The organism is Emticicia sp. BO119 (assembly GCF_013912375.1).
Taxonomy (GTDB): Bacteria; Bacteroidota; Bacteroidia; order Cytophagales; family Spirosomataceae; genus Emticicia.
This window is the reverse complement of record NZ_JACETV010000002.1, coordinates 1-17546: the sequence shown is the minus strand read 5'-3', so window position 1 is coordinate 17546 and position 17546 is coordinate 1. Positions and strand designations below refer to the sequence as shown.

General features: G+C 37.2%; 12 protein-coding genes. 8 read left to right on the top strand and 4 right to left on the bottom strand.

The features are described from left to right. Window positions 1-34 precede the first annotated feature (34 nt). The 7 genes from H1R81_RS07155 to H1R81_RS07125 all read left to right on the top strand — a co-directional run bounded on the left by H1R81_RS07155 (window position 35) and on the right by H1R81_RS07125 (window position 9870). Window positions 35-1063 carry a sugar phosphate isomerase/epimerase gene (locus tag H1R81_RS07155; RefSeq protein WP_181840025.1) on the top strand — a complete coding sequence of 343 codons (1029 nt, stop codon included), beginning with the start codon at window positions 35-37 and terminating at the stop codon, window positions 1061-1063. Window positions 1064-1082: 19 nt separating this feature from the next. Further along, the gene (locus H1R81_RS07150) at window positions 1083-2246 is read left to right on the top strand and encodes a Gfo/Idh/MocA family protein (protein ID WP_181840024.1); all 1164 of its coding nucleotides are present in this window, start codon (window positions 1083-1085) and stop codon (window positions 2244-2246) included. Between the two features lie 61 nt (window positions 2247-2307). After that, on the top strand, window positions 2308-3792 hold the full coding sequence (locus tag H1R81_RS07145) for a sugar ABC transporter ATP-binding protein (RefSeq protein ID WP_181840023.1): 1485 nt from the start codon (window positions 2308-2310) through the stop codon (window positions 3790-3792). Further along, the gene (locus H1R81_RS07140) at window positions 3779-4717 is read left to right on the top strand and encodes an ABC transporter permease (protein WP_181840022.1); all 939 of its coding nucleotides are present in this window, start codon (window positions 3779-3781) and stop codon (window positions 4715-4717) included. Before H1R81_RS07145 ends, H1R81_RS07140 begins: the two co-directional genes overlap by 14 nt. A 1-nt stretch (window position 4718) precedes the next feature. Then, window positions 4719-5636, top strand: coding sequence for a sugar ABC transporter substrate-binding protein (locus H1R81_RS07135; protein WP_181840021.1), 918 nt, complete (start codon window positions 4719-4721; stop codon window positions 5634-5636). 32 nt (window positions 5637-5668) lie between these two features. Next, entirely contained in the window at window positions 5669-8923 is a 3255-nt protein-coding gene (locus H1R81_RS07130) for a glycosyl hydrolase (RefSeq protein ID WP_181840020.1), read from the top strand. A gap of 104 nt (window positions 8924-9027) precedes the next feature. Further along, window positions 9028-9870 carry a ceramidase domain-containing protein gene (locus H1R81_RS07125; protein ID WP_181840019.1) on the top strand — a complete coding sequence of 281 codons (843 nt, stop codon included), beginning with the start codon at window positions 9028-9030 and terminating at the stop codon, window positions 9868-9870. 96 nt (window positions 9871-9966) lie between these two features. Here the strand turns inward: H1R81_RS07125 and H1R81_RS07120 are convergent, their stop codons facing one another. Together H1R81_RS07120 and H1R81_RS07115 are read right to left on the bottom strand one after the other, a co-directional pair. Next, window positions 9967-10920, bottom strand: coding sequence for a transposase (locus H1R81_RS07120; protein WP_310588069.1), 954 nt, complete (start codon window positions 10918-10920; stop codon window positions 9967-9969). 114 nt (window positions 10921-11034) lie between these two features. Beyond that, window positions 11035-11310 (bottom strand): hypothetical protein, encoded by a 276-nt coding sequence (locus tag H1R81_RS07115; protein ID WP_229251075.1) that lies wholly within the window; start codon window positions 11308-11310, stop codon window positions 11035-11037. A 387-nt stretch (window positions 11311-11697) separates the two neighbouring features. On the opposite strand from H1R81_RS07115, the gene H1R81_RS07110 reads away from it, so the two are divergent. Continuing rightward, on the top strand, window positions 11698-12912 hold the full coding sequence (locus H1R81_RS07110; protein WP_181840018.1) for a site-specific integrase: 1215 nt from the start codon (window positions 11698-11700) through the stop codon (window positions 12910-12912). A gap of 534 nt (window positions 12913-13446) precedes the next feature. On the opposite strand, the gene H1R81_RS07105 is transcribed toward H1R81_RS07110, so the two are convergent. Both H1R81_RS07105 and H1R81_RS07100 read right to left on the bottom strand, forming a co-directional pair. Further along, on the bottom strand, window positions 13447-16317 hold the full coding sequence (locus H1R81_RS07105) for a type I restriction endonuclease subunit R (protein WP_181840017.1): 2871 nt from the start codon (window positions 16315-16317) through the stop codon (window positions 13447-13449). A 105-nt stretch (window positions 16318-16422) separates the two neighbouring features. Beyond that, window positions 16423-17349 (bottom strand): site-specific integrase, encoded by a 927-nt coding sequence (locus H1R81_RS07100; protein WP_181840016.1) that lies wholly within the window; start codon window positions 17347-17349, stop codon window positions 16423-16425. Window positions 17350-17546 lie beyond the last annotated feature (197 nt).

Genomic DNA, 17546 nt, shown 5'->3' with positions numbered 1-17546 from the left:
ACATTAAAATACAACCTCAAAATCTATTAATTCAATGGAAAATAATTATCCCAAACTTCATAACGCTACCTGGCCTGGTATTGTAGGAAAAGGGCCGGATTCAGAGCCACCGATTTCATTAGACACTATGCTTGAAATGACGGCTGCGGCTGAGGTAGATGGTGTAAAATTCGATGGTGTTGATTTAGGTCTTTTCGACCCTCATTATGATTTAGATACATCAGACGATGGAGTAAAAAGATTAGCCGATAAAGTTGCCAAACATAATCTTGAAATAGGAAGTCTGGTTGCGCCTATCTGGGGAGGTCCTGCGATGGGTTCAGCTGATGAGCGCAAACAATTTGTTGAAATGGTGCGTAAATCCTGCGAAATTGGTCAGAAACTACGTGCGATGGGCATTCGTCCCAATGGCATTGTCAGAATCGACTCAGCAAGTGGCGTTCATGACTGGGCTAATGACCCGGCTGGTAATTCAAAATTAATAGCTCAGACTTTCAGAGAAGCCTGCGATGTAGCCGCCGATTACGGTGAAAAATTAGCGGCAGAAGGTGAAATCTGTTGGGGAGGTATGCATTCCTGGAAAACCATGCTTGAAACCTTAGAAGCCGTTGGCCGCCCGAATATTGGTTTCCAGGCTGATATGTCGCATACAACACTCTATCTATTAGGCTATAATGCACCGGAACACCGCATCCTGCCGGAAGATTTTCAATGGGGCGATAGAGAGACATTCCTTAAAGGGTTGAAAGAACTGACTAAAGCGCTTCGTCCGTGGACAATTGATTTCCATGTGGCACAAAACGATGGTACTGTTTATGGTTCAGGCTCACATGATAAAACAGGTCGCCACTGCCAGGCAACAGACCCGAATGGTAAATTAGATATTGCACATGATGCGGGTTATTGGCTACGCGATGAGGCAGGTGTATTGACCAAAGCATTCAGACATATCTGTTGGGATGGTTGTATGTTCGCCAATGATGTGATGACGCAACAAAAAACATGGAACGATATTCTGGCAGCTATGATAAAAGTTCGTCAGCAACATGGATGGGTAGAATAAACCGAAAATCAACTAAACAATGTCAACAAAGAAACAACTCAGAATAGGATTAATAGGAACGGGTTTTATGGGTAGAACCCATTCCAATGGATATAACCGTGTTCCGAACTTTTTCCCGGAATTAGAATACACACCTGTCTTAAAGGCGGTTTGTTCAAGAAATGCCGAAAAAGTACAGGCATTTGCCGACCAATGGGGCTATGAATCAATCGAAACCGATTGGAGAGCATTGATTGCACGTGATGATATTGATGCAGTAGATATCTGTACACCTAACGATAGCCACGCAGAAATCGCGATTGCTGCTGCCAAAGCAGGAAAAATGATTCTGTGCGAAAAACCACTTTCACGTAATCTGGAAGAGGGCGAGGCAATGGTTAAGGCTATTGAAGAAGCAGGAGTACAAAGCACCGTTTGGTACAACTACCGCAGATTACCTGCGGTAACACTGGCCAAACAAATTGTGGATTCGGGCAAATTAGGGAAAATATATCACTACCGCGCTAATTTCTTGCAAGACTGGACCATCAGCGCTGACCTTCCGCAAGGAGGTACAGGCTTATGGAGAATGGACTCAGAAGCAGCAGGTTCTGGTGTAACAGGAGACTTATTGGCACACTGTATTGATACCGCTATGTGGTTAAATGGTGCCATTACTGATGTCTCGGCAGTAACTGAAACATTCGTGAAAGAACGTATGCACCAATTGACAGGCAAGGTTCAACCAGTGGGTATTGATGATGCCTGTATTTTCCATTGTCACTTTGCGAATGGTTCATTAGGACTTTTTGAGTCAACTCGTTATGCACGTGGACACAAAGCGCTTTACACTTTTGAAATCAATGGGGCAGATGCGTCTATTCGTTGGGATTTACATGATTTAAACCGTATGGAATATTTCGACCACCGCGACGATTCTATTGTGCGTGGCTGGCGTTCAATCATCGTAACAGATGGCGACCAACCATATATGAACAAATGGTGGGTTGGTGGTCTTGGCATTGGCTATGAGCATAGCTTTGTCCATCAAGTAGCCGACTTCCTGAAAAGTCTGGAAGCAGGAACTCCTTGCCCGCCAACATTCAAAGAAGCATTGCAAACCCAGAAAGTATGCGAAGCCGTAATTAATTCGGCCAATAGCAGAAGTTGGAAGGATACTAACGTTGATGGTGATTTTGTTTAAATCGATATAGTAATATATGATGCTGGCAAGGTGTAATGCCTTGTCAGCATTTTTTGAATATATGAGTCAGAAGAGAATCCTCGAAGTACAAAATCTTTGTAAATCTTTTTCGGGAGTGAAAGTGTTGGATCACATTACTTTTAATCTTGAAGAGGGAGAAGTTCATGCACTGATGGGAGAAAACGGTGCAGGGAAATCTACTTTTATGAAGATTCTGATGGGGTTGCTTCCGGCTGATTCGGGTGAAATAATTTTAGATGGCGAACAAATACAGCATACCAATGTGCATGAGATGCTGAAAAGAGGCATTTCGATGATTCATCAGGAAATACTGATGGTTCCGGAATTAACCGTTGCACAAAACATCTTTTTAGGGAAAGAAATCCATCATTTCAGTTGGTTAAACGATGCAGCTATTTACAAAAAAACCAGAGAGTTACTCAAAACGCTGAATGTAAATATTGATGCCAACGCAAAAATGAAGCATCTGAGCATTGCTGATAAGCAAATGGTAGAAATTGCTAAAGCTATCTCAAACAATGCCAAAATCATTATCATGGACGAGCCCACATCGGCGCTTTCTGATAAAGAAGTTTCTACGCTTTTTACTATCATTAAAGACCTGACAAGCAAAGGGGTCGCCATAATTTATATCTCACACAAAATGGACGAAATCTATCAGATTTCAGATAGAATTACCGTCTTGCGTGACGGTCAATACATTGCTACAAAATCTGCACAGGAACTACCCATAAAAGACCTCATTTCAATGATGGTAGGTAGAGAAATAGAAGACATTTTCCCTAAAACCGAACACTCTATTGGTGAAACCATCATCAGAGTTAGTAATTTAAGCCAGACAGGAAAGTTTGAAAATATCAACTTTGAGGTAAAATCAGGAGAAGTCTTAGGGATTGCCGGATTGGTGGGTGCAGGCCGCACCGAAGTAGCCCGGGCAATTGCCGGATTAGATGAATTTGAGGAAGGAGAGATTTTTATTAATCAAGAAAAAGTAGCTGTTCGGTCACCGAAAGCTGCCATGAAATTGGGTATTGGCTATGTGAGCGAAGACCGTAAAGCATTAGGATTTATCCCACAATTATCGATCAAGCAAAATATCACTTTATCATCTTTGCCAAGCCTGTCAAATTCATGGTTTGTTTCTGATACACAAGAAGAAGCCCTGGCTAATCAGATGAAGAATAATCTGAAAATTAAAGCGTCAAGCATCAATCAGAAGCTAATTTATCTGAGCGGGGGTAATCAGCAGAAAGTGGTTATTGCCAAAGTTTTATCGTCTTCCCCCCAAATCATTATTTTAGATGAACCCACGCGTGGAATTGACATAGGAGCAAAATTTGAAATTTATAAATTAATTAATGAATTAAAGAGTAAGGGGTTAGCAGTTATCCTGATTTCGTCTGAATTGCCTGAAATTTTTGGCGTGAGCGACCGGATACTTGTATTGTCAAAAGGCAAAAAAACTGCCCTATTGTCAAGACAAGAAGCGACCCAGGAAAAAGTCATGCAGTATGCAATACATTAAAAACCTAAGACAATACGGCATTCTCATTGCTTTTTTGGCCGTTTGTCTTACCCTAAGTTTGATCAGTCCCCAGTTTCTGACACTCTCAAACTGGTTAATTATTTTTACCCAGGTTTCTATCAATGCCTTATTGGCTTTTGGAGTCACATTCGTCATTATTACAGGCGGAATAGACCTTTCCATTGGTTCAGTAGTAGCAGTTACAGGGGTTGCAGCAGCCTTATTGGCCCGGCAGGACAGTTATCCGGTTATTATTCCTATTCTTGGCGGGTTATTCGTAGGCTTATTGTTTGGACTATTAAATGGATTAATAATTACCAAAAGTAAAATTGCACCATTCATTGTCACATTAGGCGTGATGACCATTGGTCGGGGTTTAGCATTGATTATCAGCAAGGGTCGCCCAATCTCTAATCTTTCTGAGTCCTTTAATTTCATAGGGGGAGGCGATATTCTGGGCATTCCGTTTCCGATAATCATTTTGTTTGTAGTATTCATTATCTGTTCGATTGTCTTAAAAAAAACCATCTTCGGGCGATATGTATATGCCGTAGGTGGCAATCAGCAAGCGGCCTGGGCATCAGGCATTAATGTCAATCAGGTAAAAATGGCAGTCTATGCACTCTGTGGCTTATTATCAGGTTTAGCAGGTATTCTACTGACATCCAGAATCACAACTGGCCAGCCCAATGCCGGAATGAGTTTTGAATTAGATGCTATTGCAGCAGCCGTCATTGGCGGCTCAAGTACTTCGGGAGGTGTAGGGAGTATTCAGGGAACATTGTTTGGCGTAATCTTAATAGGTGTTTTAAATAATGGCTTAGACTTACTGAATGTGAGTTCGTATTATCAGCAAGTGGTGATGGGTGTTATCATTATTGGCGCTGTTTTATTAGATAGTTGGAATCAAAAAATTAAAGATTAATATGAAAAAACTCATCCTTTTTGCCGCAGTTTCAATGCTTCTATCTTGTAATTCTGCCAAAAAAGAAGAAAAGGCGAAAATCAAAGTAGGCGCTACCATGCTCAGTATGCAAAACGAATTCATTGTCAATATCAGTGACGAAATGCAGAAAAAGGCTGATGAGCTTGGAGTAGAATTGATTCTGGTTGATGCCGAACATTCGCCTTTGAAGCAAATCGAACAGGTGGAAAGCTTTATCTCTCAGAAAGTAGATGTTATCATCATGAATCCTTGCGAGGTAGAGGCAAGTTCGCCAGGAGTAAGCAAGGCATTAGCAGCAAAGATACCAATAGTTAATGTCAATTCAGCTACCAGTACCTCCCCTACTGCTTTTGTTGGGTCAGATGATAGAGAATCCGGTAGAATTGCCATGAAACATATTGCTGAAAAACTGGGAGGAAAAGGAAACGTGGTAATGATTAATGGTTTCATGGGTCAGGCCGCCCAAATTCAAAGAGAAGAAGGAGCAAAAGAAATTCTAAAGCAATACCCCGATCTCAAACTAATTGCCAGCCAGACTGCTGAATGGGACAGAGCTAAAGGAATGGATTTGATGCAAAACTGGATTCAGTCTTACGGCTCAAAAATAAATGCGGTGTTTGCGCATAATGATGAAATGGGTTTAGGAGCTGTAAAAGCACTACAGGCAGCAGGCATGAAAGACAAGGTACTCGTGGTAAGCATTGATGCCATTCAGGATGGACTACAGGCTGTTAAAAATGGTTCTTTAGATGCTACTGTTTTTCAGAATGCCAAACAACAAGGGGCAGGCGCGATTGAGACTGCTTTAAAATTAGCAAAAAAGGAAGCGGTTGAAAAGGAAGTCATGATTCCATTTCAGTTAGTGACGAAAACTAATATCAGTGAGTTTTTGAAATAATTTTATTCAAGTACTAATCTATGTTTATGAATATGAAAAAAACTATCGCCCTCATTCTGTTCATTCCAGGTCTGGCTTTGGCTCAAAGTCAGCAATTGAAAGATTTCCAAACCCCTCCTAATGCAGCTAAACCAAGAGTCTGGTGGCATTGGATGAATGGGAATATCACCAAAGAAGGCATCCGGAAAGACTTAGACTGGATGAAACAAGTGGGCATAGGTGGCTTTCAGAATTTTGATGCTAATTTGTTTACGCCAGTCGTAGTGCCTAAAAAACTGGTATTCATGCAGCCTGACTGGAAAGATGCATTCAGATTCGCAACAGAACATGCCGATAAAAACGGTCTTGAAATGGCTATCGCAGGCTCTCCCGGTTGGAGTGTTACGGGTGGCCCCTGGGTAAAGCCCGAAGATGGCATGAAGAAATATGTGTGGACAGAATTAAAAATTGAAGGCGGTAAGCCATTTGCCGGGAAATTACCACAACCATCCGGTGCTCTGAGTAATTTTCAGAATGTTGAGGCCTTTGGTGAAGGTTTATCAGGGGGATTTGTAGGAACAAAACCTGATTTTTATAGAGATGCCTTAGTAATTGCTTACCGGATTCCTGCTAAAGAAAAAACTTTGGCAGAACTCAATCCAAAAGTGACATCAAGTGGAGGAGAATTTGACCTCAAAAAATTGACTGATGGTGATTTAAGCAAATCAACACCATTACCGCCTAAAGCCATAGATGAAGATATCTGGATTCAGTATGAGTTCGATTCGCCGCAAACTTTCAGGGCATTGTCAGTGGTTGGAGCTAATCATGGCCCTTTAGAACAATTTAATGGTAGTCCTGAAAACAGGTCTTTACAAGTAAGTGACGACGGCGTTAATTTCAGAGAAGTCACTAAAATACATGGTAGTGCTGTGCCACAAACTACAGTCAGTTTTGCGCCAACTAAGGCAAAATATTTTCGATTTGTGTATAAAACGCTGGCATCTTCTGCTGGATTTGCAGCCATGATGGGGGGTAATGCACCACCTCCGCGACCTGAAGGTGTAAGCGTAGCAGAGTTCGTTTTATATACTACCAGCCGTATTGATAAAGCCGAAGATAAAGCAGGTTTCTTGCCGTGGACAGAAACCACCGCTTCTTATTTGCCCGATAACACTGATGCAATAGCCGCAGACGACATCATAGATGTAACGGCTAAAATGAGCAATGACGGTACTTTAAACTGGACAGCCCCTGCAGGGAACTGGATGATTGTGCGTTTGGGTTATTCTTTGACAGGTCGTCAGAATCACCCGGCTTCGCCGGAAGCAACAGGTTTAGAGGTAGATAAATTAGACAAAGACGCCGTAAGAAGATATATCAATACCTATCTGGATATGTACAAAGATGCTACAGGTGGTATGATGGGTGCGAAAGGTCTTCAATTTATGGTTTTAGATAGTTATGAGGCCGGACATATGAACTGGACTAAGACTTTTCCAGAAGAATTCAGAAAACGTCGTGGGTACGATTTAATTAAATGGATTCCAGCTTTAACAGGCAGGGTGGTGAAAAGCGCAGAAGATACCGAGAAGTTTTTATGGGATTTTCGTAAAACTATTGGTGAATTAATAGCTGAGAATCATTACGATGTGATAGGTGAAGAATTGCATAAGCGCGGCATGAAACGCTATACTGAATCTCATGAAGGCAAACGCATTTATTTAGCTGATGGAATGGACGTGAAACGCAATGCGGAAGTGCCAATGGCTGCCATGTGGACACCGGGTAGTTTAGCAGGGGGAGCAAATGAGGAAGTACGTAGTGAAGCCGATATTCGTGAATCTGCCTCAGTAGCCAATATTTATGGGAAACCTTACGTGGCTGCAGAATCAATGACTGCGGTACAAAATGCTTTTTCATGGCATCCTGAAAAGTTGAAACGTACGGCAGACCTTGAAATGGCATCCGGCTTAAATCGTTTTGTCATTCATACCTCCGTGCATCAGCCGCTTGATGATAAAAAACCGGGCTTTTCACTTGGACCATTCGGACAATATTTTACTCGTCAGGAAACATGGTCTGGAGCAGGAGCAAAAGCCTGGATGGATTATCTGGGTAGAAGTTGCTATTTGCTTCAACAAGGCAAAAACGTGGCTGATATCTTATACCTCTATGGTGAAAATACTAATATCACATGGGTTAGTAGAGAAAAATTACCCAATATTCCTGCAGGTTTTGAATTTGACTATGTAAACTCATCGGCTTTAATAAATGCTATCCAAGCTAAAAATGGTCAGTTGGTAGCTAATAGTGGAAATACCTATAAAGTGTTGATGTTAGATGAATCTACAAAGGCTATGACCTTAACAGTTCTGAAAAAAATCAAAGCTTTAGTAGATAGTGGAGCAAAAGTAATCGGAGAAAAACCAGAAAAATCACCAAGTTTAAGTGATAATGATTCAGAATTTAAAAAACTTGCTAATGAAATCTGGTCTAAGCCTAATATAACAACCTTTGATAAAGTAAATTTAAAGCCGGATGTAATCATTAGTGGAGCAAAGAATAAAATACTTTACCGTCACCGTCAGAGTGCAGACCAGGATATTTATTGGTTAGATAACCGTAGCTCAGAATCAACAAATGCAGAAATAAGTTTCAGGATAAGTGGAAAGATACCTGAATTGTGGAACCCACAAACCGGAAAAACAGAAAGAGTATCCTATAAAATAGTGAATGGCCGGACAATTATTCCTCTAAAATTTGAATCTTGGGATGCTTACTTTATCATTTTCAAAGGTAGTTCAGCAGCTAAGAGTTATACAAAAGCCGCAACCTCCGATAAATTGATTAAAGAAATAGCAGGTACTTGGAAAGTGAATTTTAATGGCAAAACCGCTGATTTTGCCAAGCTTTCTTCTTGGTCAGAAAACACAGATACAGATATTAAGTATTTTTCAGGAACGGTTACTTACGAAAATACATTCAATCTGTCTTCTGTTGATAAATCAGGGAAATATATAATTGATTTAGGTGATGTGAAGAATATAGCTGAAGTAATTGTCAATGGAAAAAATGTAGGCACAGCCTGGAAAAAACCTTTTAAACTGGATATTTCAGAAGCAGTAAAGGCTGGAGAAAATAGTATCCAGATTAATGTTACAAATCTATGGGTGAACCGTTTGATTGGTGACGCTCAACCGGACGCCAAAAAAACTACATTCACTACTATGCCTTTTTATAGAAAGGATGCAAAATTGTTGCCCTCAGGCCTATTAACTCCAGTTAACCTATACTTGAACAAATAAAAACACTTTAAATACGTTTTATCGAAAATCCCTGAATTGTTAATACCTTTCAGGGATTTTTCGTAAATACTCTTTTCTAAATACCCCATAAACTTAACGCCTCTATGTCCAAACATTTATTTATAAAGCTATTAATTAAATCGGCCTTTTTTACCATAGGAATGCTTTTGCTTTGGATAGGTATCAATACATTTCTTTCTCCACATATCTGGGATGGCATGACTATCAGCAAATCTGCATTGACTGTTGAATATTGCGAGTTTAACGACATAACTCAGTTTTTCCATCAACGTATAAATACCTATTCGAATCTATCCTATTTCTTCTTTGGTGTTTTGATTATTCAGATTGCCCTGGAAGACTATAAAAACCAGAATAAGAAATCACTTAATAGAATGGAACAATTTCCATTACTATCTGTATTAATGGGCTTCTATTTCATTTACCTGAGTTTTGGCAGTGCTTTTTTTCATGCTTCTCTTACTTATATCGGGCAAAGAGTAGATATGAACGGTACGTATGGCGTTTCAATTACACTATTAAGTATTGGAGTCTATCATGTTTTCCACAAAATCCATCTATCTGATACTGCCAAATACATTTGGATTGGCGCATTGGTAGTATTTATCTTCGCATTTTTCAAAATTGCATTATTGGTTTCAAGTTCGATTCTGTTACCTGCAATGATTTTATCATTGACTATTATGAATGCGATTAATTATTTTCAATTCCGAAAAGAACGTTCCATCCTATTGGCCTTTCTGGGTTTTGCATTAATTATTATTGCGATAAAAATACGCACCTTAGATGTCCAGAAAGTAAGTTGTGACCCTCACTCATGGTACCAAGGCCATGCTTTATGGCATTTCTTAACTGCTTTAAGTAGTTTTTGTAGTTATGCTTTTTTTAGATTTGAAAATTTTTTACCAAATCAAAAATTAGAATAATACCTGATTTAAAGATTTACTGAGAGAAGATTTTGTAAAGAAAGGAATTTTGTATGAAAAAACGGATCAAGACTAAAACCTGTGGGGTAGGTATCTCTAAGCATAGATTTGAGTAAGTCTGTATAAGAAGAAAGGTATATTCTTGACGCCTCTGAACTGGCTTCTAAACGCCTTGATTTTGGCATTAAAAGATTCAGCAGAAGCATTAGTACTTCTGTTCTCAAAGAAGTTTACAATCGTTTTATAATGATTCTGGATTGACCTTGCCACTGTATTGAAGGCTTTAAAGCCTGCCTGTCTTACTTTTTCATGCCATTTAGCCAGCCTTGTCAATCCATACAGTTTGTCATTGGTATTTTCAAAGATATAAGATAGGCTCATCGTCAAGTCATAGGCTTGCTTAATGTCAGGATATAACTCGAACAATAATATGGCTCTTTGTTTCTGGTTTTCTGTCCAGTCTCTCTCTTTTTTGTATAAGACATACCTGCTTCTGGCCAATAGCTGTTTAACAGTATCTCCATTAGAAAGTATTTTGGGGATGTATTCAGTATCGGTTTTCTTAGCCAATTCGATAGCATCATTTTCAGCATCTAATGCTTCCCATCTGTGTTTGATTCTGATTTCCTGTAAAGCCTCTGTGGCTAGTTCTTGTACATGGAAGCGGTCTGTAACTCTGGTAGCATTTGGGAAAGTTCTTTTGGCAATTAATTCCATATTAGCAGCCATATCTAAGGTAATCTCTCTGACTTTCTTGCGAAGATTGATAGGGATTTTCTGTAACACATCAATCACCGTTTCTGCCTTAGTACCCGCTATAATGGCAACAATACTGCCTTTTTTACCTTTAGCTGCTTTATTTGTTAGAATAGTATAAAGTTCTCCATCAGACAAACTGGTCTCATCGATGGATAAATATTTACCTATATTCTCTGGAAAAAGAAGCCATTTCTTAGCATGACTTCGCTGTGACCAACTCCTAAAATCACTTAGATAATTCTTATACTGTTCCTGTAGTCTCTTACCGTTGACTCCATAATAACCAGCAATAGATTGTGTAGCATCTGCATTAGAATCGATTGATAGCTTTTAAAAAAGCTGCGAATTCCTTAGTTATTCGCGTTCCATCTGCCACTAAATCCCAATTTCTGTAAACTACTTTATTTAGAGTATAGCTATACCACCTGCGGCGTTTAATGTGTAGAAAAACTTTATGTCCTCTGATTGGAAAATCCTGAACTGTAATCTCATCAAAGAAACCTCGGGCCGCGTAGGCTTTGACTCCATCTTCTGACCTTCAAACTCCTTGGGTATCTGATTAATCTCCAGTAGATATAAATGCATTACCTCCTCTGTAGTCTTATAGGAAGTAAGTTCAAAATTCTCAACTATGATTGTGGGAAGTAATAACTTTAATAGTTCTCCGTAACTCTCTTGCATCTGTTCAATTAGTAAAATGCAAAGGTCTAAATTATTTTATCACCCCACAACTTTTAGGTTTGATCCGAAAAAACTCTTTGGAGCCAAGTATAGCGATCAATTTTGTATACTATATCATTTATGTTGTATCAAAATGAAAAAAGCCCTGATTATCAGGGCTTTTGCTACTCTGTAGCGGGAACAGGACTCGAACCTGTGACCTTTGGGTTATGAGCCCAAATTATATTGTATCCTATTGGCCCTTATTGAATTTAAATCCTGTGATTATCAGTATTTTATAAAAATTTAAATTCAATAAAATACTCAAAAAAACACCATTTGTTGTACCTATGTTGTACCAAAATTTATTATCTTTGTTATATATTACAATTAAAGATAATAATTTCTATGGCATCTTCAGTAAAAATTGTCCTCAGAAAAAAGAGAAATAGTGATGGTACATATCCTTTGGCCGTCCGGGTTACAATAGATCGTAAGACCACTTATATCTATTTAGGTTATAATCTCTTGGAATCTGATTGGGATTCGGTTGGTCAGAAAGTTCGCAAATCACATCCTAATTCAACTCGTCTAAATAATCTACTTCTTAAAAAGAAAGCGGAAACAAGCGATGGATTAATTGACTTACAAAGTCATGACAACACTGTTTCTTTAAAAAATGTCCGAACGAAAATAAAACCATCAGGAGGTGTAAGTTTTTTCAGCCAGGCGAAGCTATTCATTGAGAACAAGAAAATGGCAGGAAAATATAATCAAGAAAAACCAGATCAGTCTCGCATCGATTGTTTTAAAACCTTCTTGAATGACGAAGATATAAATTTTGATGAAATTACGATACCATTATTAAATCGCTTCAGGGCATATTTAAGAGGGGTGCGTAAGCTTTCCGAAAGATCTATAATAAATCATCTTCTTATTATCAGAACCATATATAATCAGGCTGTAAACAGTGAAATCATTGATAAAAAGAAATATCCGTTTGGTAAAGATAAAGTGCAAATCAAATTCCCTGACTCCTTAAAAGTAGGATTAAATCTTGAGGAAGTAAAACAGATTGAGGAGATTGACTTAAGAGATAATTCTTATTTAAACCATGCTCGAAATTTATGGCTCATTTCATTCTATTTTGCTGGTATCCGGTTTTCTGATCTTATACTTATGAAATGGTCAGATTTACAAAATGACCGCTTATTCTATTCAATGGGTAAAAACTTAAAACCTGGCTCTCTTAAGGTTCCTGAAAAAGCTTTGAGAATACTCAACCAGTATCGAAAAGATGAAAGTAAGCATGATTTGATATTCCCAGAGTTAAAAGTATTAGAAAATATCGAAGACACTTATAATGTACAAAGAAAGTCTTCTTATGCAGATAAAAGCATTAATGAAGCATTGGAGAAAGTCGCTACTAGAATTAAATTGACCAAACCTCTTACCATGCACATCTCACGACACACATTTGGTAATATCTCAGGTGATAAAATTGATGTTAAAATGCTTCAGAAACTCTATCGCCATTCCGATATTAGAACAACAATTGGGTATCAAGCAAACTTCATACACAAAACTGCTGATGATGCCTTAGATGCAGTTATTGGAAATTAACTCATCAAAAGATTTAAAATCCATATAAACGTAAATAATTATACGAACACACTCCCAACTTTACAATTTTAATAAACTGAAAAATTACTTAGCATAATATTACTCAATAGTGAGCTTTATTTTTAAAAAGATTAACTGTTTACAATTTATATTAAAGAATTATATAAGCGAAGTCGTTATAAAATATCTTGAACAATGGCAAAATTATAATTGTTCGTAAGAAAAACATTTCAAGGTCTTCTATATACACATCCAGTTGACGGGTAGGAACACCTTTGTTGACTAATAAGGTAGCGATATGCGCAGGATTTTCGATAGCATTCCTGTCTATTATCTCTTAATCAGTGGGTCGAGAGTTCGAGCCTCTCCGGGGTCACCTGATAATCAAGCACTTATGAGATTTTTCTTGTAAGTGCTTTTTTATTTGCACAAGATTTGCACAGGAATTTTTTATAACTTTAATTTGAAGCTTGAAATCAATTACTGATTGATAGTACTTTCACTAATAAAATATATTCAATAAATGCCATTATTCTAACTTCCAGTAACTCCCCTAACAAACATATCAACAAAGTTTAGCAGCTTATTCCAGATTCTGTCTCCTGTTTTTTTACGTTGCAAAACAGAAGGCTTTTCTCCCTCTATCAATTCTAATAATTCATCACGCAATGGTTCTCTTTCAGAAAAAAGATAATTTTCAACTATCTTTTCCGCTTTCTCTTTAGACAGATTTTCTTCTTTTACTAATTCAATAAATGCTTTTTCCTGTTCTTTGCTCCAGAATTTTTCGAAAGCATCTGGAATAGCATCCGTATCTTCAATAAAGGGTAGATTCTCCTGAATAAACTTTTCTATCAATTCTCTTTTACTCCTTAAAGAAACTTCAGTATTTAAAAGATTAAAGATTTCCTTTTCTATGCCTTCTTTATCATTTGGATTGTGTTTAGATTTTAACTTTATGAGCAATTGAAGAATGTAAGTTACATTAATCGTATCTCGTCTTATCAGCTCTAATTCAAAATCAATATCATTCAAAATAGAAATCTTATCTTCATTAGGTATTAGTGGGATTCCATCTTTTATGTCCAGATATTTGCTTGTATAATCAGCAAAAAGTTGTTCTTCGATAACTAAATCGTCCCATTCAAACTCACTATAATGACTCATTTTCTTATGCAGTCTTATTAATGTTCTAAAGGCGATAATAAACTGCATTTTTTCATCTTCTGTATATAAGCTATCAACTGAATTAACTTGTGGAGCAATTTCCATTAACCTTTGAACACCCTCATTAAATTCCTCTACATATTTTTCATACGGCTCTACAATGATTTCATCAATCGCTTCTTTATTACTAAATAAAGCTATGGCTTCATCGGTCCTATCTTTCAGATTACGGAAACAAACAATATTCCCCTGTGTCTTATTTTTATCGAATGTCCGGTTAGTACGACTAAAAGCCTGTATCAAACCATGATATTGCAAGTTCTTATCTACATACAACGTATTTACGTACTTACTATCAAATCCAGTCAGAAACATATTTGCAACTAATAGAATATCTGCCTCCTTGTATTTTGCTCTCTTAGCAACATCATTATAATAGTTATAAAAGCTTTGACTGTCTTTAGTGCTATGCGAAGTACCAAATAATATATTAAAATCATGAATATAGGCATCTAAAAGCTCCCGACGATGTGGTTTATAGCCATATTGTAACTGAGGTTCGGCTGCCATACTCGCGTTCCCATACATCGCAACCTGATTATCCATCTCCTCTTCATTCTGCATAAAACTGAAAATAGTTACTACTTTCAGCTTGTGTTCGCCTCTTAATTTTTTAGCCTTAAAAATTTCGTAATATTGAATTACAGCATCAATATCCTGCACACACATCATAGCACAGAAGTTCTTGTTTTGCGTTTTCTGGTCATGATATTTGATAATATAATCTACAATCGCATTTTTACGTTCAGGGGCTTCAAATACTTCTGTTTCATTAATTTGTTCTACCTGTAAGTCTATTATATTTTCTTTCTGCCTAAATGTCCTGATATATTCAACTGAGAATCTTAATACATTTTCATCTCTAATAGCATCAGTAATCACGTATTTATGCAAGCACTTACCAAACAAACTTACAGTTGTTTTTTCTCCATTGGCATTTTCGGCTAAAATAGGCGTACCGGTAAATCCAAATAATTGAATATTGGAAAAATAGCTAACTATGTGCTGATGAGTATCGCCAAATTGTGACCGATGACATTCATCAAAAATAAAAACCATTCTTTGGTGCTGAATAGCACTCATTCTAGAAATATTTCGCCCCACAATGGCATTATTGAGTTTTTGAATAGTGGTAACAATAATCCTTATGTTAGGGTCATTAAATTTTCGAATAAGGTCATCTGTATCAGTTGCCGAACTCACACATCCTTTGCTGAATTTTTCGTATTCCTGATTAGTCTGATAGTCTAAATCTTTCCTATCTACTACAAAAACTACTTTCTTGATAGCAGGAATTCTGGACAATATCTGGCTGGTTTTAAAACTGGTAAGTGTTTTACCGCTACCTGTCGTATGCCAGATATAACCATTCTTTTCCACCGAGTAGCCATTCAGAATCTCATTTTCAGTAACTTTTTTAATAATTTTTTCAACTGCAAAATATTGGTATGGACGTAGTACCATCAGCCTCTTGTCTGTTTCGTTCAATACAATATACTTACAGATAATTTTACTAACATGACAGGGTTCTAAAAAGACATCCGTGAATTCAGTAAGAATATTATTTAGTGGTTTATTGTTTTCATCTGTCCATTGAAATGTCTGTAAAAATTCTGGCTTATGTACACCAAAGTTGCTGAAATATTTGGTGTCGACTCCATTACTAATAACAAACAATTGAACAAAATGAAATAAACCATTCCCTGCACCAAAACTATGTTTTTGATAACGATTGATTTGATTAAAAGCTTCTTTCATCTCCAATCCCCTTCGCTTCAACTCAATCTGTACCAAAGGTAAGCCATTAATAAGTAGGGTCACATCATAGCGGTTCTCATATTTTCCTTCCTGCTTTATCTGATGAGTAACCTGATATTCATTCTGGCACCAATGGTCTACATTCAATAATTCAAAATAAAGATTGTCTCCATTATCCCTTAGAATATGCTGCTTTTCCCGTAGTGTTTTTGCTTTCTCAAAAACTGAGCCTTTGTTTAATATATTCAATACCTTCTCAAATTCGGCATTGCTGATTTCTATATTGTTATGCTTTTCTAACTGAGTTTTTAGGTTATTTAGTAATGCTTTTTCATCAGCTATGAGAACATAACGATAGCCCAGTTTTTGCAATTGAGCAATGAGTTGCTCTTCTAATACTTGTTCTGATTGTTTACTCACAGTAGTTATGAATTAGGAGTTCAGGTTATTTTAGCCACGTACCGAATCACAAATTCAACAAATTAAATAACTCTAATTCATTACTCCTAATTCATAAGCTAAAACTTATCGTAATCCTTTAAACATTTGCTCAATCGCTTTCTTTTTTTGTTCAAGATTAGGATGAACATAGAGATTTAAAGTCGTACTGATATTAGAATGCCCCAACAAAACACTCACTGTTTTGTAGTCGCAATTACTTTCTATACACCTTGTAGCAAAACTATGTCTAAGCCCATGAAATTTTAGTTCAGGCATACCTAATTCCTTCATCATATTTTTATAATAACTTCGGTAGGTTCTTGGTTCGGTAGGTTTGGCGTCGTTGGTTAATACGAAAAAGCTGTTGTTTACTATTTTTTTGAAAGGCTTAAGCATTCGTAATAAATCTTTGCTCATAGGAATATCACGGATAGAGTTCTTTGTTTTAGGGGTATCCAGAATAAGCTCGGTTTTGCGATGCCCATCTTCAACTGTATAAATTCTCTGAATAGTTCGTTTCACACTAATTATTTCGTTTTCTGTATCAATATCCTCCCAGGTGAGCGCGCACACTTCACCAATTCTCATACCTGCACTCAAACAGATATAAACACCTAAATTCCGGAAGGTAAAGTGTTCATTGATGTATTTCATTATCTTTTTTTGATCAGAGCGACTAAGTACTTCAATACTATGTTTCTCGCGCTCTGTTGGGTATTGAATGTCGAAGGGTTTGTATTCCAGCCATTTGTTTTTAGCTCCGAATTTGAGAATCATTTTTAGGACGATCAAAATATCCTTTACCGTCTTCTGACTCAGCCCACTCTCTAATTTCTGAAACACAAAGGCTTGCACATCTACTTCTTCAATTTGACCTTTATCACCAAAAACAGGTAATAAATGATTTTCAATTAATAGCACATAAGCTGAAAAACTTGATTTTTTCACATACTGTTTTTTGTCTGTTTTCCACAGACTAATCACTTCTGACATTTGTTTTTGTACATTCATAAGAAATTGGATTTAAAAATTATTTATGAATCACAAAACAACACTAATAGGATTTGAAACGCTAAATACTTTATGTTCCTAATTTAAGATTCCCAGAGTTTAATGAGGAATGGGAGGAGAAGAAATTAGTTGATATAATAGAATTTAAAGCAGGTTATGCTTTCCCCAGTAATAAAATGCTTACTGAAAAAAGTACA

Bases quoted from the DNA above. Each gene is read 5' to 3' on its own strand.
- H1R81_RS07100 (WP_181840016.1), bottom strand. From the start codon at position 17,349: ATGAATGTACAAAAACAAATGTCAGAAGTGATTAGTCTGTGGAAAACA.
- H1R81_RS07115 (WP_229251075.1), bottom strand. From the start codon at position 11,310: ATGCAAGAGAGTTACGGAGAACTATTAAAGTTATTACTTCCCACAATC.
- H1R81_RS07135 (WP_181840021.1), top strand. From the start codon at position 4,719: ATGAAAAAACTCATCCTTTTTGCCGCAGTTTCAATGCTTCTATCTTGT.
- H1R81_RS07150 (WP_181840024.1), top strand. From the start codon at position 1,083: ATGTCAACAAAGAAACAACTCAGAATAGGATTAATAGGAACGGGTTTT.
- H1R81_RS07130 (WP_181840020.1), top strand. From the start codon at position 5,669: ATGAAAAAAACTATCGCCCTCATTCTGTTCATTCCAGGTCTGGCTTTG.
- H1R81_RS07110 (WP_181840018.1), top strand. From the start codon at position 11,698: ATGGCATCTTCAGTAAAAATTGTCCTCAGAAAAAAGAGAAATAGTGAT.
- H1R81_RS07145 (WP_181840023.1), top strand. From the start codon at position 2,308: ATGAGTCAGAAGAGAATCCTCGAAGTACAAAATCTTTGTAAATCTTTT.
- H1R81_RS07155 (WP_181840025.1), top strand. From the start codon at position 35: ATGGAAAATAATTATCCCAAACTTCATAACGCTACCTGGCCTGGTATT.
- H1R81_RS07125 (WP_181840019.1), top strand. From the start codon at position 9,028: ATGTCCAAACATTTATTTATAAAGCTATTAATTAAATCGGCCTTTTTT.
- H1R81_RS07140 (WP_181840022.1), top strand. From the start codon at position 3,779: ATGCAATACATTAAAAACCTAAGACAATACGGCATTCTCATTGCTTTT.